This is a genomic window from Streptomyces sp. WAC03905, assembly GCF_057371075.1.
Window position 1 is genome coordinate 2,580,920 of sequence record NZ_JBXYDZ010000003.1, and the last position, 23,517, is coordinate 2,604,436.

The 23,517-nt window shown below is 72.1% G+C and carries 22 protein-coding genes and 1 riboswitch; of the genes, 7 read left to right on the plus strand and 15 right to left on the minus strand.

The features are described 5' to 3' along the window. Positions 1 to 37 precede the first annotated feature (37 nt). Both AC2RP6_RS13915 and AC2RP6_RS13920 read right to left on the minus strand, forming a co-directional pair. Positions 38 to 772, minus strand: coding sequence for an enhanced serine sensitivity protein SseB (locus tag AC2RP6_RS13915; protein WP_486446510.1), 735 nt, complete (start codon positions 770 to 772; stop codon positions 38 to 40). A 101-nt stretch (positions 773 to 873) separates the two neighbouring features. Then, positions 874 to 1,551, minus strand: a complete 678-nt coding sequence (locus tag AC2RP6_RS13920) for an AAA family ATPase (protein WP_486446511.1) — start codon at positions 1,549 to 1,551, stop codon at positions 874 to 876. A 187-nt stretch (positions 1,552 to 1,738) separates the two neighbouring features. Next, positions 1,739 to 1,842: riboswitch (glycine riboswitch) on the plus strand. 171 nt (positions 1,843 to 2,013) lie between these two features. Here AC2RP6_RS13920 and gcvT point away from each other — a divergent pair. From gcvT to AC2RP6_RS13945, 5 genes are all read left to right on the plus strand, one after another. Further along, entirely contained in the window at positions 2,014 to 3,129 is a 1,116-nt protein-coding gene (gene gcvT / locus AC2RP6_RS13925; RefSeq protein WP_486446512.1) for a glycine cleavage system aminomethyltransferase GcvT, read from the plus strand. 103 nt (positions 3,130 to 3,232) lie between these two features. After that, positions 3,233 to 3,613: a glycine cleavage system protein GcvH gene (gene gcvH / locus AC2RP6_RS13930; RefSeq protein WP_030655701.1), complete on the plus strand. Its 381-nt coding sequence runs from the start codon at positions 3,233 to 3,235 to the stop codon at positions 3,611 to 3,613. A 15-nt stretch (positions 3,614 to 3,628) separates the two neighbouring features. Continuing rightward, positions 3,629 to 4,885 (plus strand): serine hydroxymethyltransferase, encoded by a 1,257-nt coding sequence (gene glyA, locus AC2RP6_RS13935; protein WP_030769140.1) that lies wholly within the window; start codon positions 3,629 to 3,631, stop codon positions 4,883 to 4,885. A 282-nt stretch (positions 4,886 to 5,167) separates the two neighbouring features. Then, on the plus strand, positions 5,168 to 6,550 hold the full coding sequence (locus tag AC2RP6_RS13940) for an L-serine ammonia-lyase (RefSeq protein WP_030846770.1): 1,383 nt from the start codon (positions 5,168 to 5,170) through the stop codon (positions 6,548 to 6,550). Positions 6,551 to 6,687: 137 nt separating this feature from the next. Beyond that, on the plus strand, positions 6,688 to 7,188 hold the full coding sequence (locus tag AC2RP6_RS13945) for an AMIN-like domain-containing (lipo)protein (protein ID WP_486446513.1): 501 nt from the start codon (positions 6,688 to 6,690) through the stop codon (positions 7,186 to 7,188). Between the two features lie 46 nt (positions 7,189 to 7,234). On the opposite strand, the gene AC2RP6_RS13950 is transcribed toward AC2RP6_RS13945, so the two are convergent. Both AC2RP6_RS13950 and AC2RP6_RS13955 read right to left on the minus strand, forming a co-directional pair. Beyond that, positions 7,235 to 7,879, minus strand: a complete 645-nt coding sequence (locus tag AC2RP6_RS13950; protein WP_486446514.1) for a dihydrofolate reductase family protein — start codon at positions 7,877 to 7,879, stop codon at positions 7,235 to 7,237. A gap of 6 nt (positions 7,880 to 7,885) precedes the next feature. Beyond that, a complete protein-coding gene (locus AC2RP6_RS13955; protein WP_486446515.1) occupies positions 7,886 to 8,617 on the minus strand; it encodes a flavodoxin family protein in 732 nt (243 codons plus the stop codon). Positions 8,618 to 8,776: 159 nt separating this feature from the next. Here AC2RP6_RS13955 and AC2RP6_RS13960 point away from each other — a divergent pair, with 159 nt between their 5' ends. Continuing rightward, positions 8,777 to 9,334: a PadR family transcriptional regulator gene (locus AC2RP6_RS13960; protein WP_486446516.1), complete on the plus strand. Its 558-nt coding sequence runs from the start codon at positions 8,777 to 8,779 to the stop codon at positions 9,332 to 9,334. A gap of 49 nt (positions 9,335 to 9,383) precedes the next feature. Here AC2RP6_RS13960 and AC2RP6_RS13965 read toward each other — a convergent pair whose 3' ends face one another. From AC2RP6_RS13965 to AC2RP6_RS14010, 10 genes are all read right to left on the minus strand, one after another. Then, positions 9,384 to 9,596, minus strand: a complete 213-nt coding sequence (locus tag AC2RP6_RS13965) for an EF-hand domain-containing protein (protein WP_486446517.1) — start codon at positions 9,594 to 9,596, stop codon at positions 9,384 to 9,386. 264 nt (positions 9,597 to 9,860) lie between these two features. Next, positions 9,861 to 11,048, minus strand: a complete 1,188-nt coding sequence (locus tag AC2RP6_RS13970; protein WP_486446518.1) for a YncE family protein — start codon at positions 11,046 to 11,048, stop codon at positions 9,861 to 9,863. Then, positions 11,045 to 11,860 (minus strand): polysaccharide deacetylase family protein, encoded by an 816-nt coding sequence (locus AC2RP6_RS13975; RefSeq protein ID WP_486446519.1) that lies wholly within the window; start codon positions 11,858 to 11,860, stop codon positions 11,045 to 11,047. Before AC2RP6_RS13975 ends, AC2RP6_RS13970 begins: the two co-directional genes overlap by 4 nt. Positions 11,861 to 12,225: 365 nt before the next feature. Further along, on the minus strand, positions 12,226 to 12,738 hold the full coding sequence (locus tag AC2RP6_RS13980; RefSeq protein WP_030655726.1) for an ATP-binding protein: 513 nt from the start codon (positions 12,736 to 12,738) through the stop codon (positions 12,226 to 12,228). Between the two features lie 246 nt (positions 12,739 to 12,984). Beyond that, the gene (locus tag AC2RP6_RS13985) at positions 12,985 to 13,752 is read right to left on the minus strand and encodes an enoyl-CoA hydratase/isomerase family protein (RefSeq protein WP_486446520.1); all 768 of its coding nucleotides are present in this window, start codon (positions 13,750 to 13,752) and stop codon (positions 12,985 to 12,987) included. A gap of 86 nt (positions 13,753 to 13,838) precedes the next feature. Then, positions 13,839 to 15,077 carry a L,D-transpeptidase gene (locus tag AC2RP6_RS13990; protein ID WP_486446521.1) on the minus strand — a complete coding sequence of 413 codons (1,239 nt, stop codon included), beginning with the start codon at positions 15,075 to 15,077 and terminating at the stop codon, positions 13,839 to 13,841. A gap of 122 nt (positions 15,078 to 15,199) precedes the next feature. Beyond that, a complete protein-coding gene (locus AC2RP6_RS13995) occupies positions 15,200 to 15,907 on the minus strand; it encodes a L,D-transpeptidase family protein (protein ID WP_486446522.1) in 708 nt (235 codons plus the stop codon). 97 nt (positions 15,908 to 16,004) lie between these two features. Then, positions 16,005 to 16,874 carry an MSCRAMM family protein gene (locus tag AC2RP6_RS14000; RefSeq protein WP_486446523.1) on the minus strand — a complete coding sequence of 290 codons (870 nt, stop codon included), beginning with the start codon at positions 16,872 to 16,874 and terminating at the stop codon, positions 16,005 to 16,007. 55 nt (positions 16,875 to 16,929) lie between these two features. Next, positions 16,930 to 19,086 (minus strand): choice-of-anchor A family protein, encoded by a 2,157-nt coding sequence (locus AC2RP6_RS14005; RefSeq protein WP_486446524.1) that lies wholly within the window; start codon positions 19,084 to 19,086, stop codon positions 16,930 to 16,932. A gap of 138 nt (positions 19,087 to 19,224) precedes the next feature. After that, positions 19,225 to 20,445, minus strand: coding sequence for a L,D-transpeptidase (locus tag AC2RP6_RS14010; RefSeq protein WP_486450328.1), 1,221 nt, complete (start codon positions 20,443 to 20,445; stop codon positions 19,225 to 19,227). 183 nt (positions 20,446 to 20,628) lie between these two features. Between AC2RP6_RS14010 and glgX the strand changes: the two genes are divergently transcribed. Continuing rightward, entirely contained in the window at positions 20,629 to 22,998 is a 2,370-nt protein-coding gene (glgX, locus tag AC2RP6_RS14015) for a glycogen debranching protein GlgX (protein ID WP_486446525.1), read from the plus strand. Here the strand turns inward: glgX and AC2RP6_RS14020 are convergent. Continuing rightward, complete coding sequence (locus AC2RP6_RS14020) at positions 22,964 to 23,461, minus strand: MarR family winged helix-turn-helix transcriptional regulator (RefSeq protein ID WP_486446526.1); 498 nt, start codon at positions 23,459 to 23,461, stop codon at positions 22,964 to 22,966. The two genes, glgX and AC2RP6_RS14020, sit on opposite strands and share 35 nt — an antisense overlap. Between the last annotated feature and the right edge of the window lie 56 nt (positions 23,462 to 23,517).

The following is a 23,517-nucleotide window of genomic DNA, read 5'->3' on the forward strand; positions in this document are numbered from 1 at the left end:
CATGTGCGGCCAGGAGATGTAACCAGCTTAAGCGGCCCTACGCGAGGTAGAAGGGGCGTACGCGCTCACGAATCCAGTCCGTGACCGGGTCCTGGGCCGCGTCCAGGAGGATCAACTGCACGGGCCAGGGCGCCGGGACGCGGGTCAGGGCCCGTCCGAGGGCCTCCAGCGGGGCCTCGCGCATCTGCGGCTCCCATCCCAGCAGGCGGACACCGATGAACAGCTCCGGGGCCCCTCCCTCGACGCTGGCGAGGCAGCGGTGCGCCGCGGCGACCACGCCGGTGGCGCGGAACTCCTCGCCGGCGGCGGCCAGGAAGTCCACCGGGTCGTCCTGCCAGTCGGGCTCGAAGAGCCGCACGCGGCCGCCGGTGGCGGGGCCGTCCAGCGGGCTGCGGCCGGCCCGGCAGAGCTCCGCGACGGCGGGCGGGGGCAGCGGGACGCCGACGGCGCCCTCCGGATTGAGCGCGATGCCGAGCTGCGGGGGCAGCCCCCGGGCGAATTCGACCGCCGGGGCCACCGCGAAGTCCATGCCGGGGCCGACGCAGGCGAGGAACTGGGCCTCGGAGCTGTAGACGGGGACGTACGCCGCCCCGCCGATGTCCATGGTGGGCAGGTCCAGGCCGGCCGCGTCGGGACCGCCGCCGCCCGGCAGCGGCACCCACACCCGGCTGCGTCCGAGCACCTCCAGGATCCGGCCGCCGGCGTCCGGCTGCCCCAGCGCCGCCCCGAGCACCTGCTCCAGCTCATTGTCCGGCCAGCCGCTGCCCTGCATCTGCCCCCGCCTCCGTCGGTCCCGCGCGTGTCGACCCGCAGGCTACCGGCCGCCGGCCCGGCTCCTGCGCCGGGGCCGATCCGGGGGACCCGGGCGGGCGGTCAGCCCTGGAAGCCGATCCCCGTCACGGCGGCGGCCGAGCGGCGGTCCAGCAGGGTCGCCGAGGCGCACCCGGCGGGCGGGCGGCCCGCCTCGGCGTCGCGCAGCAGGCGTCCCACGGCGCCGCGGTGGCGGGCGAAGGCGTAGGCGGACACGCTGCGGCCCCGCGCGCGCTGGCCGGAGAGGGCCTCCTCGGGGCTGCTGTCCAGCAGGAGGAGGTGCAGGGCGCGGCCGCGGCGGCGCGCCGCCGCGGCGAGCAGTCCGCGCACCCAGCTCTGGGTGCCGCAGTCGTGGACGACCACGGAGGCGCCGGAGCGCAGGATCCGGTAGAGGCCCCAGTAGTGCGCGGCGCGCACCAGCGGGCGGTACACGGCGTAGGGCAGGGCGGCCGGCATCCGGCCCTCCCAGCGTTCGCGGGTGTCCTGGGAGTCGACGGCCCCGCCCTCGGGGGCGGCCCGCTTGATCAGCGTGCTCTTGCCGCCGCCGGGGAGGCCGGAGACCACGACGATGTCGCCCTCGGCGAAGCCGAGCCGCCGCGGTCCGCGCAGCGCCGGGCCGCGCAGGTCGCGCACGAGGCCGAGGCCGCCGTCCGCCGCCCTCCTGCGCTCGCGCGCGCCGCGCCGCTGCGCCGGCACCGCGTCCACGGTTCCCGTCGTCGCCACCACTCCGAATCTCCGCACGGTGTTCGCCTCCCCCGAATCGGGTCACCGGGACCCTTGCCCACTGAGTGTAAAGAGACGGTAATCGGCATGTCCGGTTCCGTTCCGGCGGCTCGGACGGGCGTACGAACTTTCCGCCCCCCACCCCCGATCTCGGGCATGCCGTGCAATGATGTGCGCCATCTGGACCAACTGCATACCGGCCGCTTGAATCCGCGCGGGAGAGTCCCGGCACGCCGCAAGGCCGTGTCCGGGCGCCGAAGGAGCAAGAACCTCCCTTGAATCTCTCAGGCCCCGTACCGCGTGGATGAGGCAGATCTGAAAAGCGAGCTGCCCGGCAGCTCCACCCAAGGTGCAAGTCGCGGATACCGGCGATCGATGGATCGGCGGAACTCTCGGCGAACCTCTCAGGTTCCGATGACAGATGGGGAGGAACGTCCTCGTCATGTCATGTCGATGCCCTGGGACCCGGGAGCCACACCCATGAGCACTGCCCCCCGCCTGACCGCCCTCGATGCGCTGCACCGCTCGCTCGGTGCGACCATGACCGACTTCGCGGGCTGGGACATGCCGCTGCGGTACGCCAGCGAGCGCGACGAGCACAACGCCGTCCGCACCAAGGCCGGCCTCTTCGACCTCTCGCACATGGGCGAGATCACGCTGACCGGCCCGGAGGCCGTCAAGGCCCTCGACTACGCACTGGTCGGCAACATCTCCACCGTCGGCGTCGGCCGCGCCCGCTACACGCACATCTGCCAGGAGGACGGCGGGATCCTCGACGACCTGATCGTCTACCGCCTCGGCGAGACCGAGTACATGGTCGTCGCCAACGCCTCCAACGCCCAGGTCGTCCTCGACGCCCTGACCGAGCGCGCCGCCGGCTTCGACACCGAGGTCCGCGACGACCGCGACGCCTACGCGCTGATCGCGGTGCAGGGCCCGGAGTCGCCCGGCATCCTGGCGTCCCTCACCGACGCCGATCTGGACGGCCTGAAGTACTACGCCGGCCTGCCGGGCACCGTCGCGGGCGTGCCCGCGCTGATCGCGCGCACCGGCTACACCGGCGAGGACGGCTTCGAGCTCTTCGTCGCCCCCGAGCACGCCGTGGAGCTGTGGCAGGCGCTGACCAAGGCCGGCGAGGGCGCCGGCCTGGTCCCGGCCGGCCTGTCCTGCCGCGACACCCTGCGCCTGGAAGCGGGCATGCCGCTGTACGGGCACGAGCTGACCACCGCCCTGACCCCCTTCGACGCGGGTCTGGGCCGGGTCGTGAAGTTCGAGAAGGAGGGGGACTTCGTCGGCCGCGCCGCCCTGGAGGCCGCCGCCGAGAAGGCCGCGACCAAGGCGCCGCGCAAGCTGGTCGGCCTGATCGCCGAGGGCCGCCGCGTCCCGCGCGCCGGTTTCCCCGTCACCTTCGGCGGAGAGGTGATCGGCGAGGTCACCTCGGGCGCCCCGTCCCCGACGCTGGGCAGGCCGATCGCGATGGCGTACGTGGACGCGGAGCACGCCGCGCCCGGCGCCTCCGGCGTCGGCGTCGACATTCGCGGTACGCATGAGCCGTACGAGGTCGTGGCGCTGCCGTTCTACAAGCGGCAGAAGTAACCCCCCGCGCGCGACGTCCGCCGTCCGGCCACCGGAACGGCGCCGTCTCAGTACCCAAGACCGCAGTTCGTATCCACTCCCCCGCATCCAGGAGAATCAGGCCATGAGCACCCCCGAGAATCTGCGTTACACCAAGGAGCACGAGTGGCTGTCCGACGTCGTGGACGGCGTCGCGACGGTCGGCATCACGGAGTTCGCGGCCAACGCGCTCGGTGACGTCGTCTACGCCCAGCTCCCCGCGGTCGGCGACACCGTGACCGAGGGCGAGACCTGCGGCGAGCTGGAGTCGACCAAGTCGGTCTCCGACCTCTACTCCCCGGTCTCCGGCGAGATCGTCGAGGCCAACCAGGACGTCGTGGACGACCCGGCGCTCGTCAACACCGCTCCGTTCGAGGGCGGCTGGCTGTTCAAGGTGCGCATCTCGGAGGAGCCCAAGGACGTGCTCTCCGCCGAGGAGTACACGAAGCTCACCGCCGGTAACTGACCCCAGGGGATCCTGATGTCCGTACTGAACACCCCTCTCCACGAACTCGACCCCGACGTCGCCGCAGCCGTCGACGCCGAGCTCGTGCGCCAGCAGTCGACCCTGGAAATGATCGCGTCGGAGAACTTCGCTCCGGTCGCCGTCATGGAGGCCCAGGGCTCGGTCCTGACCAACAAGTACGCCGAGGGCTACCCGGGCCGTCGCTACTACGGCGGCTGCGAGCACGTCGACGTGGTCGAGCAGATCGCGATCGACCGCATCAAGGCGCTGTTCGGCGCCGAGGCCGCGAACGTCCAGCCGCACTCCGGTGCGCAGGCGAACGCCGCCGCGATGTTCGCGCTGCTCAAGCCGGGCGACACGATCATGGGCCTGAACCTGGCCCACGGCGGTCACCTGACCCACGGCATGAAGATCAACTTCTCCGGCAAGCTCTACAACGTGGTCCCGTACCACGTCGACGAGTCCGGCCAGGTGGACATGGCCGAGGTCGAGCGCCTCGCCAAGGAGTCCAAGCCGCAGCTGATCGTCGCGGGCTGGTCCGCCTACCCGCGCCAGCTGGACTTCGCCGCCTTCCGCCGCATCGCGGACGAGGTCGGCGCGTACCTGATGGTCGACATGGCGCACTTCGCGGGCCTGGTCGCCGCGGGGCTGCACCCGAACCCGGTCCCGCACGCCCACGTCGTGACCACCACCACGCACAAGACCCTCGGCGGTCCGCGCGGCGGTGTCATCCTGTCGACGCAGGAGCTGGCCAAGAAGATCAACTCCGCGGTCTTCCCCGGCCAGCAGGGCGGCCCGCTGGAGCACGTGATCGCGGCCAAGGCCGTCTCCTTCAAGGTCGCGGCCTCGCCCGAGTTCAAGGAGCGCCAGGAGCGCACCCTGGAGGGCGCGAAGATCCTCGCCGCCCGTCTGGTCCAGGACGACGTCAAGGCCGTGGGCGTGGACGTCCTCACCGGCGGCACCGACGTGCACCTGGTCCTGGTCGACCTGCGCAACTCCGAGCTGGACGGCCAGCAGGCCGAGGACCGTCTCCACGAGGTCGGCATCACGGTCAACCGCAACGCCATCCCGAACGACCCGCGGCCCCCGATGGTCACCTCGGGTCTGCGGATCGGTACGCCGGCCCTGGCCACCCGCGGTTTCGACGCCGAGGCGTTCACCGAGGTCGCCGAGATCATCGCGCAGGCGCTGAAGCCGGCGTACGACGCCGAGGGCCTCAAGGCGCGCGTCTCGGCGCTCGCCGCGAAGTTCCCGCTGTACCCCTCGCTCTAGCGGTGGCGTGGAAGGGCCCGGCCCCGTCTGTGCACGGGCCGGGCCCTTCGCGTGCGGTTCCCCTGCGGGCGCCCCGAGCGGGCGGCCGGGACGTGCCGACGGGACCCGCGGCCGGGACCCGCGGCCGGCACCCGCCCGACCCGTCGGCGTAATCCTTCCCACGCCGCACGGCAGCCAGGACGTTCACCGGACCGCGTTAAGCTCGTCTGTCGGACGAAATCTGAACAATCCGCCTCTCCTGCACCCCTCCCACCCCACGAGCAGACAAGGGAGTCCGCCACCGTGGCCATCTCCGTCTTCGACCTCTTCTCCATCGGCATCGGTCCCTCCTCCTCCCACACGGTCGGTCCGATGCGCGCCGCCCGTATGTTCGTGACGCGGCTGAAGAAGGACGGCGTGCTCGCCCAGACGGCCTCGGTGCGCGCCGAGCTCTTCGGGTCCCTCGGCGCGACCGGCCACGGCCACGGCACCCCCAAGGCCGTGCTGCTGGGCCTGGAGGGACACTCCCCCCGCACCGTGGACGTGGAGACGGCGGACGACGAGGTGGAGCGCATCCGCAAGAGCGGCCGCCTGCGGCTGCTGGGCGCGGAGATAGGCGATGGCCACGAGATCGCCTTCGACGAGCCGAACCAGCTGATCCTGCACCGCCGCCGCTCCCTGCCCTACCACGCGAACGGCATGACGCTCTTCGCGTACGACGAGGCCGGCACCCCGCTGCTGGAGAAGACCTACTACTCGGTCGGCGGCGGCTTCGTCGTGGACGAGGACGCGGTCGGCGAGGACCGGATCAAGCTCGACGACACGGTGCTGAAGTACCCCTTCCGCTCCGGTGACGAGATGCTGCGCCTGGCGAACGAGACCGGCCTGTCGATCTCCTCCCTGATGCTGGAGAACGAGAAGGCCTGGCGCACGGAGGAGGAGATCCGCGAGGGCCTCCTGGAGATCTGGCGCGTCATGCAGTCCTGCGTCTCGCGCGGCATGTCCCGCGAGGGCATCCTCCCCGGCGGCCTGCGGGTCAAGCGCCGCGCGGCCTCCACGGCGCGCCAGCTGCGCACCGAGGGCGACCCGATGATGCACCGCAGCGAGTGGACGACGATCTACGCGATGGCGGTCAACGAGGAGAACGCGGCCGGCGGCCGTGTCGTGACCGCGCCCACCAACGGCGCGGCGGGCGTCCTCCCGGCGGTCCTGCACTACTACATGAACTTCGTCCCGGGCGCGGACGAGGACGGCGTGGTCCGTTTCCTCCTCGCCGCGGGCGCGATCGGCATGCTGTTCAAGGAGAACGCCTCGATCTCCGGCGCCGAGGTGGGCTGCCAGGGCGAGGTGGGCTCGGCCTGCTCCATGGCGGCCGGCGCCCTCGCCGAGGTCCTGGGCGGCACCCCGGAGCAGGTCGAGAACGCCGCCGAGATCGGCATGGAGCACAACCTGGGCCTGACCTGCGACCCGGTCGGCGGCCTGGTCCAGATCCCCTGCATCGAGCGCAACGGCATGGCCGCGGTCAAGGCCGTCACCGCCGCCAAGATGGCGATGCGCGGCGACGGCTCGCACAAGGTCTCCCTCGACAAGGTCATCAAGACCATGAAGGAGACCGGCGCCGACATGAAGATCAAGTACAAGGAGACCGCCCGCGGCGGCCTCGCGGTCAACGTCATCGAGTGCTGACGCACCGATGACGACGTGGGGGCCAGGCGCGTGCGCCCGGCCCCCACCGCACAGCGGAACGGGCCGGAACCGCAAGGGGTGGCGGGGCGTCCCAGACTGTGCCACCTGTCCCCGTCTCTCGGAATCGAGGGGACGTCATGATCAACACCCGTCTCCGGCAGTTCGTGGCCCTGGCGACCGGCGCTCTGCTCGCCGCCTGCCTGTCCTTCGCCGCGCCCGCCTCGGCCTCCACCCCCACCCCGGCCCCGAGCCCGACCCCGCTCGTCGTGAACGCCCGCTGGGGCGGGCACGCCACCTTCGACCGGATCGTCATCGACCTGCAGGGGTACACCCCCACGGTGACCGTCACACCCGTCGCACAGCTCGTGTACGACGGCTCCGGAAAGCCCGTCCCGCTGGCCGGGAAGCACTTCCTGGAGATCCGCCTCAACCCCGCCGCCGCGCACGACGACGCGGGCGGCAGCGTCTACCAGGGTCCCAAGCTCCAGAAGATCTACCTCAGCAAGCTCAAGGGCCTCGCCATGACCGGCGACTACGAGGGGTACGTGACCTTCGGCGCCGCCTTCGACACCGTCCCCTACTACCGCGCCTACAGCCTGCACTCCCCCGAGCGGCTCATCGTGGACATCGCCCACTGAACCGCCGCGCGGCGGCGGGGGTGCCCGCGTACCCCCGCCACCTGCGTCACCGCCGCCAGAAGAGGTGGTGCGTCACGCCGCTCGGGCTGGGCACGACCTCCAGGTGGAACCGGTCGGTCAGCTCCTCCGGCGTGTTCCAGAGCCGCACCCCGCGGCCGAGCTCGACGGGCGCGACCACCACGTGCAGGGTGTCGACGAGACCGGCGTCCAGGAACTCGCGGACGGTGGTCGCTCCGCCGCCGAGCCGCACGTCCTTGCCCCCCGCCGCCTCCCTGGCCGCCTCCAGAACCGTCGCCGGATCGTCGTCGACGAAGTGGAAGGTGGTGTCGGAGAGCGAGAACGACGGACGCGGATGGTGGGTCATGACGAAGACCGGGGTGTGGAACGGGGGCTCGTCGCCCCACCACCCGCGCCACGCGTGGTCGGCCCACGGTCCCCGCTGGGGCCCGAACTTGTTGCGGCCCATGATCTCGGCGCCGATGTTGTGCGAGAAGTCGCGGGTGAAGTAGTCGTCCAGGCCCCGGCTGCCGCCGGGGTCGGTGCGGTTCGGCCAGCTCGCGGTGGCCCCGGCCCACGCGAACATGGCGCCGGGATCGGCGTGGCCGAACGGCCGCTCCAGGCTCTGGGGCTCGCCGGCACCGAATCCGTCGCGCGAGACGGTGAAGTTCTGGACTCTCAGCAGCTGGACCATCTCGGATCACCTGTGCTCGGGGTTGGGGAAGTCGAACCGGCAGCCGGCGTCCCACAGGGAGCGCTGGTTCCCGTGCGCCGGGATGCCGCCGGAGCGCTTGAGCAGCCCGGCCAGGTGCATGAGGTTCCAGGACATGAAGGCGGTGTTGCGGTTGGTGAAGTCGTTCTCGGGGCCGCCCGAGCCGGGGTCGAGGTACGAGGGGCCCGGGCCGGCCTCGCCGATCCAGCCCGCGTCGGCCTGGGGCGGGATCGCGTACCCGAGGTGCTGGAGGCTGTAGAGGACGTTCATGGCGCAGTGCTTGACGCCGTCCTCGTTGCCGGTGATCAGCGCGCCGCCGACCCGGCCGTAGTAGGCGTACTGGCCGTGCTCGTTCAGCAGGGAGGAGCAGGCGTAGAGCCGCTCGATGACCTTCTTCATCACGGAGCTGTTGTCGCCGAGCCAGATGGGCCCGCACAGCACGAGGATGTCGGCGTCCATGATCCGGCTGTAGAGGACCGGCCACTGGTCGCTCTCCCAGCCGTGCTCGGTCATGTCGGGCCAGACGCCCGTCGCGATGTCGTGGTCGACGGCGCGGATGAGGGAGGTACGGGTGCCCGCGGACTCCATGACCGCACGGCTCCGGTCGATCAGGCCCTCGGTGTTGCTGGTCTCGGGCGAGCGCTTGAGCGTGCAGTTCACGTAGAGCGCGGTGAGGTCGGCGTACGGCGCGGGGGGCGCGGTGTTCTCGTCGGCAGCCACGCCCCCAGCCTGTCCAGTGCGCGCGGTGGCCGCCACCGGGCCTGGCCCGTCCGGGGGCGGCCGCGGGGAGAGCGGCGCAGAGCCGGGGACCGGGCCGGGGGAGCTGACCGCGGCCGGAGGTGATCGCGGTGCCGGTCGCCGCAAACCTAGGATGGCGGCATGTCCCTGCCGCACGCCATCCTCACCGCCCTGCTCGAGAAGCCCTCGTCCGGGCTGGAACTGACCCGGCGCTTCGACAGGTCGATCGGGTACTTCTGGTCGGCGACGCACCAGCAGATCTACCGCGAGCTGGGCCGGCTGGAGGAGGCCGGGCTGATCCGGGCGCTGCCCAGCGAGGTGCCCGTACGGGGGCAGAAGAAGGAGTACGAGGTGCTGCCCGCGGGCGGCACGGAGCTGGCCCGGTGGGTCGCGGAGAGCCAGGACCCCAAGCCGATGCGCGACCCGCTGCTGCTGCGGATCCGGGCGGCGGGCGTGGTGGGGCCGCAGGGGCTGGCCCCCGAGCTGCGGCGCCATCTGGACCTGCACCGTCGCCAGCTGGCGCAGTACGAGGCGATCGAGGAGAAGGACTTCCCGCCGGGGCGCGACGCCGTGGAGGACCGGCTGCGCCGGCTCGTGCTGCACGGCGGGATCGCCCTGGAGACGTTCTGGCTGACCTGGCTGGAGGAGGCCCTCGCCGAGGTCGGGGACATGGAGGACACGTCCGGGCCGGCCGCCTGACGCAGGATGCCGCCCCGGGCCCGTGGGCCCGGGGCGGCAGACCGGGGTGCTACTTGTTCAGGGAGGCCCAGAACTCGTCGAAGCTCAGCAGCTTGTCGCCGTTGGCGTCCTTGGAGGCGACGACGGAGTCCGCGACGGCCGGGGACACGTGGGCGTCGCCCATGGCGCGCATCGCGGCGCTGTACTCGTCGGCCGTGATGAAGCCGTCACCGTTCACGTCGAACTTGTCGAACGTAGCCCGTGCGCTCTCGATGTCCGCCACTGGGTCCACCCCTTCTTGGTGCTTGTTGACCGGCCCAGGGTAGCGGCACCCGGCCCGTCCGGGACCCCCGGGTCCCGGACGGCCCCCGGGCCCCGCCGGTCTAGGCCCTGTCGTCAAAGTTGCACCTGGCCCGCGGCGCCCGGCACCGCACCTCGCCGCGTTGTCGGGGCGCCCAAGTACGTCCAGTACTCGGGCGCCCCTCCGCCTTGCGATGCACGGCACCGGACACCGCGGGCCTGACCGGCGCCACTTTGACGACCGGACCTAGCGGAAGATCCCGGTGTGGCCGAGCGAGTAGCGGCCGGGCTGGGGGTACACGGCGAGTCCGTGGGGGCCGCCGCCCACCGGGATCCGGGCGAGCTGCTTGCCGGTCACCGTGTCGATGGCGTACACCTCGGAGTTGTAGCGGCCCGACAGCCAGAGGACCTTGCCGTCGGCGGAGACACCGCCCATGTCGGGGCTGCCGCCGTCCGGCAGCGTCCACTTCTTGGTGAGCTTCTTCTGCGGGAAGTTGTAGACCGAGATCGTGCCCTCGCCCCGGTTGGACACGTACATCTCCTTGGAGTCGCGGCTCACGTAGAGGCCGTGGCAGCCCTTGCCGGTGGGCAGCAGCTTGGGGGTCTCGAAGGTGTCGCCGCCGAGCACCCACATGCCGTGCGCCATCATGTCGGCGACGTAGAAGGTCTTGCCGTCCGGGGACACCTTCACGTCCTGCGGCATCGCGCCCTCGAAGGGCAGCTTCTGCTGGCCGACGACCTCCATCTTCTCGGTGTCCACCTTCAGGAGCTCACCGGAGAACTCGCAGCTCACGATGAAGTAGCGACCGTCGGCGGAGAAGTCGGCGTGGTTGACGCCGAAGCAGGTCACCGGGACGGTCTTGACCCGGTCCATGGTGTGCGGGTCGCGGAAGACCAGCTCCTTGTCGAGCGAGGCCATGACGATCGCGTACTTCCCGTTGGGCGTGAAGTACAGGTTGTACGGGTCGTGGACCTCGACGGGCTTTCCGGCCTCGCCGGTGGCGGGGTTGATCGGGGTGAGCGTGTGGCCCCGGTTGTTGTTGACCCAGAGGGTCTTCAGGTCCCAGGAGGGGACGACGTGCTGGGGCTGCACCCCGACCGGGATGGTGTCGATGACCTGGTAGGTCTCCGGGTCGATGACGGACACCGTGTTGGAGTTGGTGTTCGGTACGTAGACGCGGGACGGGAAGTCCTTGACCACCGGGGAGAGCTTGCCCGGCCGGTCCGCCGCGTAGACGTCGTTCGGATCCAGCAGGGGCGGCATGCCGGGCAGTCCGGGCGGCGCCGCCGGTACGGCCTTGACGGGCTCGGCCGGGCCCTTGGTGCCGAGCGCCTCGGCGGGACCCTTTCCGGCCGATCCGCAGCCGGCCAGGGCGGCGAGGACCAGACCGGCCAGCAGTACGCCGGCATTCCGGGGAAGGCGGGTGGTCGTCATGGCGTCAGCAGCTCCGTGGTGGTCACCGCGCGCAGCTTGCGGCGCGCGAGTTCTTCGAGGAGGGGGGGCATCGCGTCGACCGTGTCCGTGTAGCCGAAGTGCAGGCTCACCACGGATCCGGGCCGGATCGTGCCGGTGACGTTGCGGACGACGGCCGCGGCACCGGGCGAGGTGAAGTCGAGGGAGTCGACGTCGTACGAGAGGACGTGCGGGTAGCCGGCCCGCTGGGCCAGCTTCTGCACGAGCGGTGTCGCGTACTGCGTCCGGGAGGGCCGGAACCAGGTGCCGATGGAGCCGGTGAGCCGCTTGAGGCGCTGGGCGCAGCCGGTGATCTCGGCGTGGGCCTCCGCCTCGGTCATGTCGTTGATCGCGAGGTGGCGCTGGGTGTGATTGCCGAGTTCGTGGCCGCCGTCGAGGATCCGGCGGGCCATGTCCGGGTGGGCGTCGAGCCAGGTGCCGATCGCCAGGACGGTGACCCGCGCTCCCCCCTTCTCCGCCGCGTCCAGCACCGCGCGGGCGACGGCGGGCTCGCCGTTGCCGTGGAAGGTGAGGGCGACCTCGTTGCGGTCGCGCGCACCGTGGCCGATCTCGACGGGCTGTCCGGCGAACCGGCGCGGGGCGGCGGCCGGGGCCGCCTGCGCGGGGCGGGCGGGACCCGGGGGCGGGGTGGGGGGTGTGGTTCGGGTCCCGGCGGTCGGGTCGCCCGGGCCGCAGCCCGCGGCGAGACCGGCCGTCCCGACGCCGGCCACACCGAGACCGGCCGCACGCAGAGCCGCACGCAGGGCCGCGCGGCGGCCTGGATGTGAGAGCACTTGCCCATTTAAGAGGTGGATGACCCGGAAGGTAATGATTGACCCATTTCGGGACGCCCACCGAAGAGGGCGGATCGCATGGTCCATCCGCCACGTGATCAACGATTTACTCAGAGCAGTCGATAGTTATTCATCGATTGCGAGGTGAGTGGCCCACCTCACCTAGGATTTAGCTAGAAAGTCTTCCTATTTGCACACTTATGTCCAAGTAGGGACTTTTGGCGTTCGAGCCCTCGTCTGTCATAGTCGAAACCACGACTTCCCCCTTGACCCGAGCGAAGTCCTCACGCCGGGGATCACACCCCCTTCGATCCCCGGCGCACCCATGGAGCCCCCACACCGCCCCACACGGCGAGCCGGGGGCTTCAGGCGTTCTGGCGGTCGGCGACCCGCATCTCGAACCAGGTGATCTTGCCCCGGGGCAGCAGGTCGGCGCCCCAGCGGTCGGACAGCTTGTCGACGAGGAAGAGGCCGCGGCCGGTGGTGTCCAGCTCGTGGACCGGCATCAGACAGGGCAGCCCGCGCGAGGGGTCGCGCACCTCCACCCGGATCCAGCCGCGCCGCCGCAGCATGCGTAAGCCGAACGAGCGGGCGCCCGTGTGGCGCACCGCGTTGCCGACGAGTTCGGAGACCAGGAGGACGGCGTGCTCGGAGATCTGCGGTGAGAGGCCCCAGAGGCGGACCACCACGCACTGGGTGAGCCGGCGGGCGGTACCGGCCGACTCGGGCATGGACGGCAGCGTCACTTCCGCCTCGGCCGGGTTCCCGTACAACTCCAGCGCCTTGAGGCCCTGTTCCTCCTCGACGGCCGCCGTGAGCCGTACCGCCGAAGCACCGCCGCGCTGCCGCGGCTGTTCCACACCCTCCAGGCCCGCCATGGACCCATCATGGACGGCCCGCCTGTGACCCCGGGCCGTTCCGCAGGAAAACACCCCCCGGATTCAGCGAATCCAAGGGGGTCTCCTGTCATGTGCGGGAGGCGACCGGAGGGCTTCGAAACGGCCCTGACCTGGCGTGACCCACCGCACGTGAGCAATCACCGTGAGTTGATCACCGAAGCGCCTTAAGGCTGCCTTAAGGCCTGGCTAATCCACCCCCAGGGAGGACCGCCCGACCGAGGCGGTTCAGACGAACTTCGCCTTGCCCGGGCCCTCTTCGACGAAGCTGCGCATGCCGCGCTCGCGGTCCTCGGTGGCGAACAGGCCCGCGAACCAGTTGCGTTCGATGGTGAGCCCGGTGTCGATGTCGGCCTCCAGGCCCGCGTCCACGCACTCCTTGGCGGCGCGCAGCGCGATCGCCGGCCCCTGCGCGAGCTTCGCGGCCCAGGCGTGCGCCTGCTCGTAGACCTCGGCGGCGGGCACCACGCGGTCGACCAGGCCGAGCGTCAGGGCCTCGTCCGCCTTGACCATGCGGCCGGTGAAGATGAGGTCCTTGGCCCGGGAGGGGCCCACCAGCCGGGAGAGCCGCTGGGTGCCGCCCGCGCCGGGGATCAGGCCGAGCAGGATCTCGGGCTGGCCGAGCTTGGCGTTGTCGGCGGCGATCCGGTAGTCGGCGCACAGCGCGAGCTCGCAACCACCGCCCAGCGCATAGCCGGTGACGGCCGCGACGACGGGCTTGGGGATGCGGGCGACGGCGGTGAAGGCGTCCTGCAGCGCACGGGACCGGGCGACCATCGCCGCGTGGTCCATCGTCTGCATCTCCTTGATGTCCGCGCCCGCGGCGAACACCTTCTCGCCGCCGTAGATGACGACCGCGCGGACGTCGGCCCGGTCGGTCGCCTCCACGGCCAGCTCGCGCAGCCGGTCCTGGGTGGCGATGTCCAGGGCGTTCATGGGCGGCCGGTCCAGGCGGAGGGTGCCGACGCCTTCGGAGACTTCGAGAGAGATGGTCATACGGGCCAGGTTAGCGGCGGTTAACGCGAGGTGGCCCGGTGCTGTGTGTCACAGCACCGGGCCACCTCCGCGTCGTAGCGGGGGATCTACTTGATCCACTCCGCCCAGTCCATGTTCCAGCCGTTGAGGCCGTTGTCCGGGGCGATCTGCTTGTCCTTGGAGTTCTTCACGATGACCACGTCGCCGATCAGCGACTCGTCGAAGAACCACGCGGCGGGCTGCTTGGAGTCGCCCGCGCCGCGGACGTCCTTGAGGCCGATGCAGCCGTGGCTGACGTTGGCCGAGCCGAAGGTGCCGGAGGAGGCCCAGTAGTTGCCGTGCACGAAGGTGCCGGAGTTCGACAGGCGCATCGCGTGCGGGACGTCGGAGATGTCGTACTCGCCGCCGAAGCCGACGGTCGCGCCGTTCATCCGGGTGACCTTGTACTTCTCGCTGATGACCATCTGACCGTTGTAGGTCGTGGTCGACGGGGCGCCCGCCGTGATCGGAACGTCCTTGAAGACCTGGCCGTCCCGGACGACCTGCATCGTGTGCGCGGCCGCGTCGACCGTGGAGACCTGCGAGCGCCCGATCTTGAAGGTGACCGTACGGGTCTGCTTGCCGTAGACGCCCGGGCGGCCCTCGACGCCGTCCAGGGCGAGCTTCACGGTGACCGTCGTCCCCGCGGCCCAGTACTTCTCGGGGCGGAAGTCGAGGCGGTCGTTGCCGAACCAGTGGCCCTCGACCGGCACGGCCGGCTCGGCCGTCACCGTGATGGCCTTCTCGACGGCCTCGGGGTTGGTGATGCCGCGGGAGAAGTTGATCGAGACCGGCATGCCGACGCCGACGGTCGCGCCGTCCTCGGGCGTGTAGTGGCCCACGAAGGTGTTGGTCGGGGTCAGGGTCGTGAAGGAGGTGTCCTTGGCGGACTCCCGGCCGGCCTCGTCCTTGGCGACCGCGTGGACCTTGTACTCCGTGGCGGAGGCCAGGTGGCGGGCCGGCTCCCAGCTCGCGCCGTCGTCGGAGACCTTGCCCTCGACCGCGTTGCCCTTGGTGTCGGCGACGGTCACCGTGCTGAGCTTGCCGCCGGTGCTCGTGATCTTCAGGACGCCGCTGGTCGCGACCTCCTTGGCCCCGTCGTCGGGCTTGACGCTGACGACGGCCTTCGACGCCTCGGTACCGGTCTTGGCGCCGCCCCCGGCGTTGTCGCCCCCGCTGCCGTTGCCGCCACCGCCACCGCCACTGCAGGCGGTGGTGAACAGCAGGGCCGCTCCCAGCAGAAGGGCCGGCAGGCCGGTCCGGGCGCGGCCGCGTATCGGCTGCACGTTCACTCGTGTTCTCCCCATGTCCCCCGCGCACGGACAGTCGCGCGCATGTCGACAGGAAATCACACGGGAGGATCACGATGAGCCACGGTCTTGTCACCGTTCCGTCCCAACTGCCGCGACACGGTGGGAACGGCTTGCGGTCAGTCCTCGGTGCCCGGCTTGGTGCCCCAGACGTAGACGGCGTCCCCCTCGCCGAGCAGGTCCCACAGCCGTTTCGCGTCCGCTTCGGTGAGGTTGACGCAGCCGGCGGAGCCGCCGCCCTCGTAGAGGGTTCCGGGAGAGCCGTGCAGGGCCTGGCCCCCGTCGAAGAACTGGGCGTACGGCATGCGCGATCCGTACAGGGTGGAGACGTGGTCCCTGCTGCGCCAGTACACCTCGTGCCAGCCGGTCCGGGTCTCCTGGAAGTCGCGGCCGGTGCGGATGGGCACGGGCCGGAAGACGACGCCGCCGTCCTCCTGCACCCACAGCAGCTGACGGTCCAGGTCGACGCAGGTGACGCGGTGTTCGCGCTCGGGGCAGTCGCCCGCGGCGTTGGGGTCCGGGCGGGCCGTCACGACGAGCATCGTGCGGTAGGTGGCGACGCCCGCGTAGCCGTCGGCGGGGCTCACCCCGTTCGTGCGCTGGAACGCGCGGACCGCACGGCAGTCCGCCGCGGACTGCACCCCGTCGACCGGCCGTCCCACGTGGTGCTCCAGCTCCCGCTGGTAGGGGCCGGTGCCCGCCACGCACGCGCTCTCCGGCTCCGCCGGGGCGGCCACGGCGAAGGCCGGCTGCGGGCCCGCGAGTGCGAACAGAGCGCCGAGCACGGCCGCCCGTGCCACCGGGCCTCTCCCCTGACGTGCGGCCATGCGGGGCCTCCTCGGTCTGCGCGCGCGACGGTCGAGGCCCAGCCAAGCCCGGTGGCCGGGGTACGGCTCGCGCTGCTGCGCCGCCGGGGTGAGGAGGTCACTCCACCGGCGCACCCGGCCGCGCGGCCCGGGCCCGCAGGCCGCCCTCCCGGGCGCTCCCGTCCGCGTCCTCGGCCTTCTCGTCCAGGGGGATCGGCTCGGCGCGCCCGGTGGGGACGGTGAGCACGAGCTGCCGTCCGCTCGTGGCGTCCAGCTGATAGGGACCGGTGACGCGGGTCTTCGGCAGGACGTAGCCCTCGGGGACGTCCTTCTCCACCAGGAAGTACCCGCCGTCGGCGAGCCCGTCGAAGGTGCAGGTGCCGTCGGCGTCGGTGGCGCAGCCGGGTCTGACGCGCTGGTCGGCGGCGAGGCCCCCGGTGGTGAGGCCGGTGGTCGCGTTGGTCTCCTTCCACAGCTCGAAGACGGCGCCGGGCAGCGGGGAGCCGGTCTTGGCGTCCTTCGTGCGGACGACGATCCATCCGCCGTACGCGGCGTCCGGGCGCCGGTTGGGGACGGCGAGGACGAGTCCGTCCCGGGCGGCGGACTCGCCCAGGTCGAAGCCGGTGGCCGCCTCGTCCGGCCACGCGTAGCCGGCGGGGGCCGCGAGCTGGAGCGCGTAGTACGTCTCGCCGGTCAGGAGCTGCACCGTGCAGAGGCCCTTCGCGTCGGTCACACAGGCGCTGCCCGACTGCCGTTCGTCGGCCCCCTGACCGCTGCTCTGCAGCCCGGCCCGGTCGTTGGTCTCGCGCCACAGCTCGAACCGGGCCCCGGCCAGCGGCGCCCCCGTGTCCAGGTCGGTGCTGCGCAGCACGACCCGGGCCCCGCCGGCCGCTACCGGGGGCGGTGCGGCCAGGGCCGGGGCCGCCGCGGTGAGCACCACCGCGGCGGCGAGGCCGATGGGCCACACCCTCGTCGTCCTGGCTGTCATGCCGCTCCGTCCGTCGTCGGGGGCCGGGGGTCGGATCCGGGGACCGGTCCGCAGGTCAGGCCCGGGGGCCCGGGCGGTCGCCCTTGCCGTGGTCGCCCTTGCCGTGGTCGCCCTTGCCCTTGCCGTGGCCGTCGCGCTCGTTGCGCAGCGTGACCACGAGCCGCCGGTCCGGGGTGGCGCCGTCCAGCCGCAGCGGTCCGGTCACCCGGTCCGCGGGCAGGGCGTAGCCCTCGGGCACGGCCGTCTCGACCAGGTAGTAGGAGCCCTCGGGCAGCGGGCCGAAGTCGCAGACGCCGCCGCGGTCGGTGGCGCAGCCGTCGGCCGCCCGGTGGTCGGGGTTGATGCCGCGCGTCTGGAGACCGGCGGTGCCGTTGGTCTCCTGCCACACCTCGAAGACCGCGCCGCGCAGCGGCCGTCCGGTCTTGGCGTCCTTCTTGAGGACCCGGATGGCGCCCTCGTACCGCTCGCTCCTGCTGTTCGGGACGGCGACGACGACGCCGTCCGTAACGTCGTCCCGGGTGAGGTCGAAGCGCGTGACCGGGTTCGCCGGCTGCTCGTACCCGGCCGGGACCGCCGTCTCCCGCCAGTAGTACGTCCGGCCGACCGGCAGTTCCACCGTGCAGGTGCCCCGGGCGTCGGTCACGCAGGTTCCGTCCAGCCGGGTGTCACCGCCGGGGGCGGTCGTCTGCAGCCCGGGGGTGCCGTTGCTCTCCTGCCACAGCTCGAACTCCGCGCCGGCCAGTGGCAGGCCGGTCGACCCGTCCGTCTTGCGCAGGACCACGCGGGCGCCGTCCGGCGGCTCGGGTGCCCGCTCGTTGTCGGCCTCGTGGCGGACGCCGGCCTGCGCGTTCTCCGCGGTGAGCGTCAGCGCGTCCACCGGCCCGGGCGGCAGGACGTATCCGGGGGGTGCCTGGGTCTCGCGCCAGTAGTACGTGCCGAGCCCGGTGGTCGCCCCGCACAGGCCGTCGGTCCCTGTGGTGCACTCGGTGACGCGGGTGTCGGCGCCCGGGCCGGCCGTCTGGAGGCCGGGGGTGCCGTTGGACTCCCGCCACAGCTCGAACCGCGCGCCCGCCAGCGGGGCGCCCGTCTGCGCGTCCCGCTTGAGGACGGAGACCGAACCGGTCACCGGGACCGGTCCCCCGCAGTCGGGGAGGTCGCCGTTGAAGGGATAGGCGTGGAACTCCTGGCCGCCGCCCCCGACGGTCTCGCTGCCGTGGGTGACGGAACCGGTCGTGAAGAAGCGGCCGTTGATGCCGGGCAGGGTGACGGTGGTCTCGGAGTTCTGCTGCCCCATCAGGAAGCTGCCCTGGAACTGGCCGCCGCCGGTCAGCCGCACGGTCGTGGCGTCGGGGAAGTTCCACAGCAGGCGGTCGCGGTAGGCGTTGAGCGGGTCGGTGTCCTGGAGGCCGCCGCTGTAGGTGTTGATGGTGCGGTCGGTGCCCAGGACGTTGACCAGCACGGTGGCCCCGGCCGGGATCCGGTCGAAGCGGACGCCCTGCATTCCGCCGCCGTTGCCGACCATGTCGGCGTTCACGTTGAAGACCTGGAGGGCGGAGGTGCCGTCGCCGGTGAAGAGCGTCTCGTAGCCCCGGTCCGCGACGGTGCCGGTGGCCGGGCGCGGCTGCCCGCCGACCCGGGCGTAGCACTGGCTCGCGGCGCTGAGCCGGTCGCGCAGGCCCGCGTACGGGGTGACGGCGGCGGGGTCCCGGACCAGGGTTCCGGACACCGAGCCGGTGACGGGGCCCGCGTGCCGGACCACACCGCCGTCGGCGAGCAGGCGTTCGCCCTGGGCGACGGTGACGCCGGCGCCGGTGGTGAGGAAGTCGGCGCCGGCGGGGGGCGGTACGAGCGATCCGGCGCCGACGATCCCGACGTTGTACCGGCTGTCCCCGCCGGCCACCTTGTCCTGGTCGAAGCCGCCGAGGACGACGAGGCGGCCCTCGGCCTCGGAGGCCCGACCACGGACCCGGAAGTCGCCGCCGACGAAGATGTTGATGCCGTTGTCGCGGCCGCGCAGGACGCCGTCGCTGTTGACCGGCGGGTAGGGGTCCGGACAGCGGCCCGGGACGCACGGACCGAGCCCGTCGGGCAGCGGCGCCCGGGCCGCCGCCACCGGCCGGTCGGCGCCGGGTCCGGCGGCGACGGCCGTGGGGGCGGCGGCGGCCAGCACGGCGCCGATCGCGAGCCCGAGGGTCCAGTTCCTTGCTGACATGACGCTCCGTCCGTTCCGCCCTGCTGCCCTCATGTGCCCTGACAGGCTGGGGGCAGCGGTCGGCGGTGCGGGCCGTGGACACTCGCGGCTACGGCATTCCGATCACACAAGTCACTCTTGCGGGGGTTGGTGCGCCGTTCAGACGACGGCCGATCCGGCCACCCAGTCCGCCCAGGACATGTTCCAGCCGCCCAGTCCGTTGTCGGCGGCGACCGTCTTGTCCTGCGAGTTCACCACCTCCACCACGTCCCCGACCAGGGTGCGGTCGAAGAACCAGCCCGCCGGGGTGTCGGAGCCGCCGCCCTTGTCGTCGCGCAGGCCGACGCAGCCGTGGCTGACGTTGGTGGAGCCGAAGGTGTCGGGGCTGGACCAGTAGTTCCCGTGCAGGAAGGTCCCCGAGTTGGTGAGCCGCATGGCGTGCGGGACGTCGGGGATGTCGTACTCGCCGCCGAAACCGACGGTCTGGCCGTTCATCCGGGTCACGTCGAAGAGCTCCATCACCACCATCTTCCCGTTGTAGGTGGTGGTCTTGGGCGCTCCGGCGCTGATCGGCACGGTCGACAGCAGCTCGCCGTCCCGGCGGACCTCCATGGTGTGGGCGGCCGCGTCCACGGTGGAGATCTGGGAGCGCCCGACGGTGAAGGTGACGGTCTTGGACTGGATCCCGTACGAGCCGGGGGCGCCCTCGACGTCGCGCAGGTCCATCCGCACGGTGACCTTCGTGCCGGGCTTCCAGTACTGCTTGGGCCGGAAGTCGAGTCGTTCCTTGCCGAACCAGTGGCCGGCCACCTGCACGGCCGGTTCGGAGGTGATCCGGATGGCGCGCTCCACCTCGGCGCGTCGTTCGATCTCACGGCTGAACTTGAAGGAGACGATCATGCCGGTACCGACGGTCGAACGGTTCTCCGGTTTGAAGTAGCCGATGAACCGTTCCTCGGGGACGTAGGTGGTGAAGGTGGTGTGCCGGGCCTGGCGGCGGTTGTGCCCGTCGAGGGCGACCGCGTCCACGGTGTACTTGGCCGCGAGGGCGAGCCGCCCGGCCTGCGGGGTCGGGCTCCAGCTGAGCCCGTCGGCGGCGATGGCGCCGGGTACCTCCTCCTGCTGCGCGTCCTCCACCTTGGTCACCACGACCCGCTCCAGCCGCCCTTCGGGCACGGTGACCGTCAGCCGGCCGTCGGCCGGGACGTCCTTGGCGTTGTCGTCGGGGGTGATGCGGATGGCCTCGTCCGGCGAGCGGACTCTGCCCGGAAGCTGGATCTCGACGGGCGACTTGCCGTCGTGGGTGCAGCCGGCCAGTCCGCCCAGCAGGCCCGCCCATGCCGCCACGGCGGCCAAGCCCGCCCCTGCCCGCCTCGTCAGAAGTGTCACGATCCCTCCAACGACCGGAGCCCTCCGGGGGAAACGTGAGGGCGGGCGACGTTCCGGGCAGAACTGTCCGGGCAGAACAGTGGGAAGGACCAGACGGGGGCGGGCCCGGGCCGGGACGCCGGGGCCAGACACTCCCCTCCCCCCGCCGGTACCGAAGAGCCGTGGAGGCGGGCAGTGTCGAGCGCAGCCGAGCAGGAGGCGGTGGAAGCCGTCAGCAACGCCGTCGGAGCGGTACGGAGCGGACAGGCCGCGCCCGTACCGCACGTCGACGCCCTCATGGGCGGCCCCCTGGGCCACCCGTCGGACGGACGGCCGGAGGGCCGGACGAACGGCCAGGTCAAGGGGCAGGTGTTACGCGCACACGGGCGCCCGGCCCCGGAGGTGTGGCCGGGGTCCTCGCACCCCCTGGGGGCCCGCTTCCACCACGGTCCGGACGGGACCGCGGGCACCAACTTCGCCGTGTGGGCGCAGGGCGCGGAGTCGGTGGAGGTGTGCCTGTTCGACGAGGCCGGCGCCGAGACCGCGTGCGTCCTGACGGAGCTCACGCACGAGATCTGGCACGGTTTCGTGCCGGGCGTGCGGCCGGGGCAGCGCTACGGCTTCCGGGTGCACGGCCGCTGGGACCCCTGGACCGGGGTCCGGCACAATCCGGCGAAGCTGCTGCTGGACCCGTACGCGCGGGCGGTCGACGGGGATTTCACCCTGCCGCCGGAGGTGTACGGGCACGTCCGGGACTGGCCGCAGCAGTACATCGCGGACACCGTGCGCGACGACCGGGACTCGGCGCCGTTCGTGCCCAAGGGCGTGGTCGTGCACGACGACGACGACTGGGCGGACGACGTCCGGCCGAAGACGCCCTGGGCCGATTCGGTGATCTACGAGCTGCACGTGCGCGGCTTCACGATGCGCCATCCGGGTGTTCCCGAGGAGCTCCGCGGCACCTATGCGGGCCTGGCCCATCCGGCGGCGGTCGAGCACCTGGTGAAGCTGGGGGTGACGGCGGTCGAGCTGCTGCCGGTGCACCAGTTCGCGCACGAGGACCACCTGCTGCGCCGGGGGCTGCGCAACTACTGGGGCTACAACTCGGTGGGCTACTTCGCCCCGCACGCCGGGTACTCCTCGAGCGGTACGGCCGGCCAGCAGGTCGGCGAGTTCAAGCGGATGGTCCGGGCGCTGCACGCGGCCGGGATCGAGGTCATCCTCGACGTGGTCTACAACCACACGGCGGAGGCGGGCGAGCTGGGGCCCACGCTGTCGCTGCGCGGTTTCGACAACCGGGGCTACTACCGGCTCCAGTCCGACCCGCGGCGGTACGCCGACTACACCGGCTGCGGCAACACCCTGCACGCCGGGCGTCCGCACGTGCTGCGGCTCATCACGGACTCGCTGCGCTACTGGGTCACGGAGATGGGGGTGGACGGCTTCCGTTTCGACCTGGCGGCGGCGCTGGCCCGTTCGATGCACGACGTGGACATGCTGTCGCCGTTCCTGGCGGTGATCGCCCAGGACCCGGTGCTGCGGCGGGTGAAGCTGATCGCCGAGCCGTGGGACGTGGGGTCGGGCGGCTACCAGGTGGGGGCGTTCCCGCCGCTGTGGACGGAGTGGAACGACCGCTACCGCGATGCCGTACGGGACTTCTGGCGCGGTGCGCTGCCCGACGTACGGGATCTGGGGTACCGGCTGTCGGGGTCGAGCGACCTGTACGCGTGGGGCGGGCGGCGGCCGTACGCCTCGGTGAACTTCGTGACCGCGCACGACGGGTTCACCCTGCGGGACCTGGTGTCCTACGAGCGCAAGCACAACGACGCCAACGGGGAGGCGGGACGGGACGGGACCAACGACAACCGTTCGTGGAACTGCGGCGCGGAGGGCGAGACGGACGACGCCCGGGTGGGGGTGCTGCGCCGCCGCCAGCTGCGCAACCTCCTGACCACCCTGCTGCTGTCGACGGGGGTGCCGATGCTCGTGGCGGGGGACGAGTTCGGGCGCACCCAGGGCGGCAACAACAACGCCTACTGCCAGGACAACGAGACGGGCTGGGTGGACTGGTCGCTGCTGGAGGATCCGGCGTGGCGGTCGCTGTTCGCGCTGGCGGCCCGGCTGATCGCGCTGCGCCACGCCCATCCGGTGCTGCGGCGGCGGGCGTTCTTCTCGGGCCGGCCGCAGGGCGCGGACGGGCTGCGGGACCTGGCCTGGTTCACGCCGGCGGGCGTGGAGATGACCGAGCGGGACTGGTACGCCCCGGCGGCCGCGCTGGGGATGTACCTGTCGGGGCGGGACATCCCGGGCCGTGACGAGCGGGGCCGGCAGGTGACGGACGACAGCTTCCTCGTCCTGCTCCACACCGGCGACCGGCCGGCGGCGTGGGTGCTGCCGGGGGCGCCGTGGGCCGAGGAGTACGAGCTGGTCCTGGACACCTCCCTGGAGGAGCAGGCCGTCGTCCCCGGCACCCTGCACCGCGCCGGGGAGAGCGTGACCGTGCCGGCCCGCTCGGTGCTGCTGCTGCGGGTCAGCGGGTCTCGACCGCCAGCAGCATCCGCTTGAGGAGGCCGGCGAGCGCGGCGCGTTCGGCGTCGTCGAGGGGTTCGATCATCTCCGCCTCGGCGACGCCGCGCCAGCGCATGGCGTCCAGCCACCGGCGGTGGCCCTCCTCGGTGAGTTCGACGTCGACGCGGCGGCGGTCGGCGGCGGCGCGCAGCCTGCGGACCAGTCCGGACCGCTCCAGGGTGTCGAGGCGGCCGGTCATGCCGGCCGGGGAGAGGAGCAGTTCGGCGGCGAGCTCGGCGGAGGGGGCTCGCCAGGGTGCGCCGCGGGAGGCGAGCCGGTGCATCGTGTCGAACTCGAAGGCCTGGAGGCCGGTCTCGGCGAGCGCCCGCTCCTTGCCGTGCGACACGTGCTTGGCGAGGAGCTGGATGCGGGTGATGACGGCTTCGGTGGGCACGTCGAAGGGCACTTTGCCGGTCCAACGGGCGATGTGGCGGTCGACGGAGTCCTCTTGGGTGCCCATGTCCGCATTATGTCCCGTGCCGCGGTCCGGCCGGCGCGGCTCTTTCGTTGACGAAT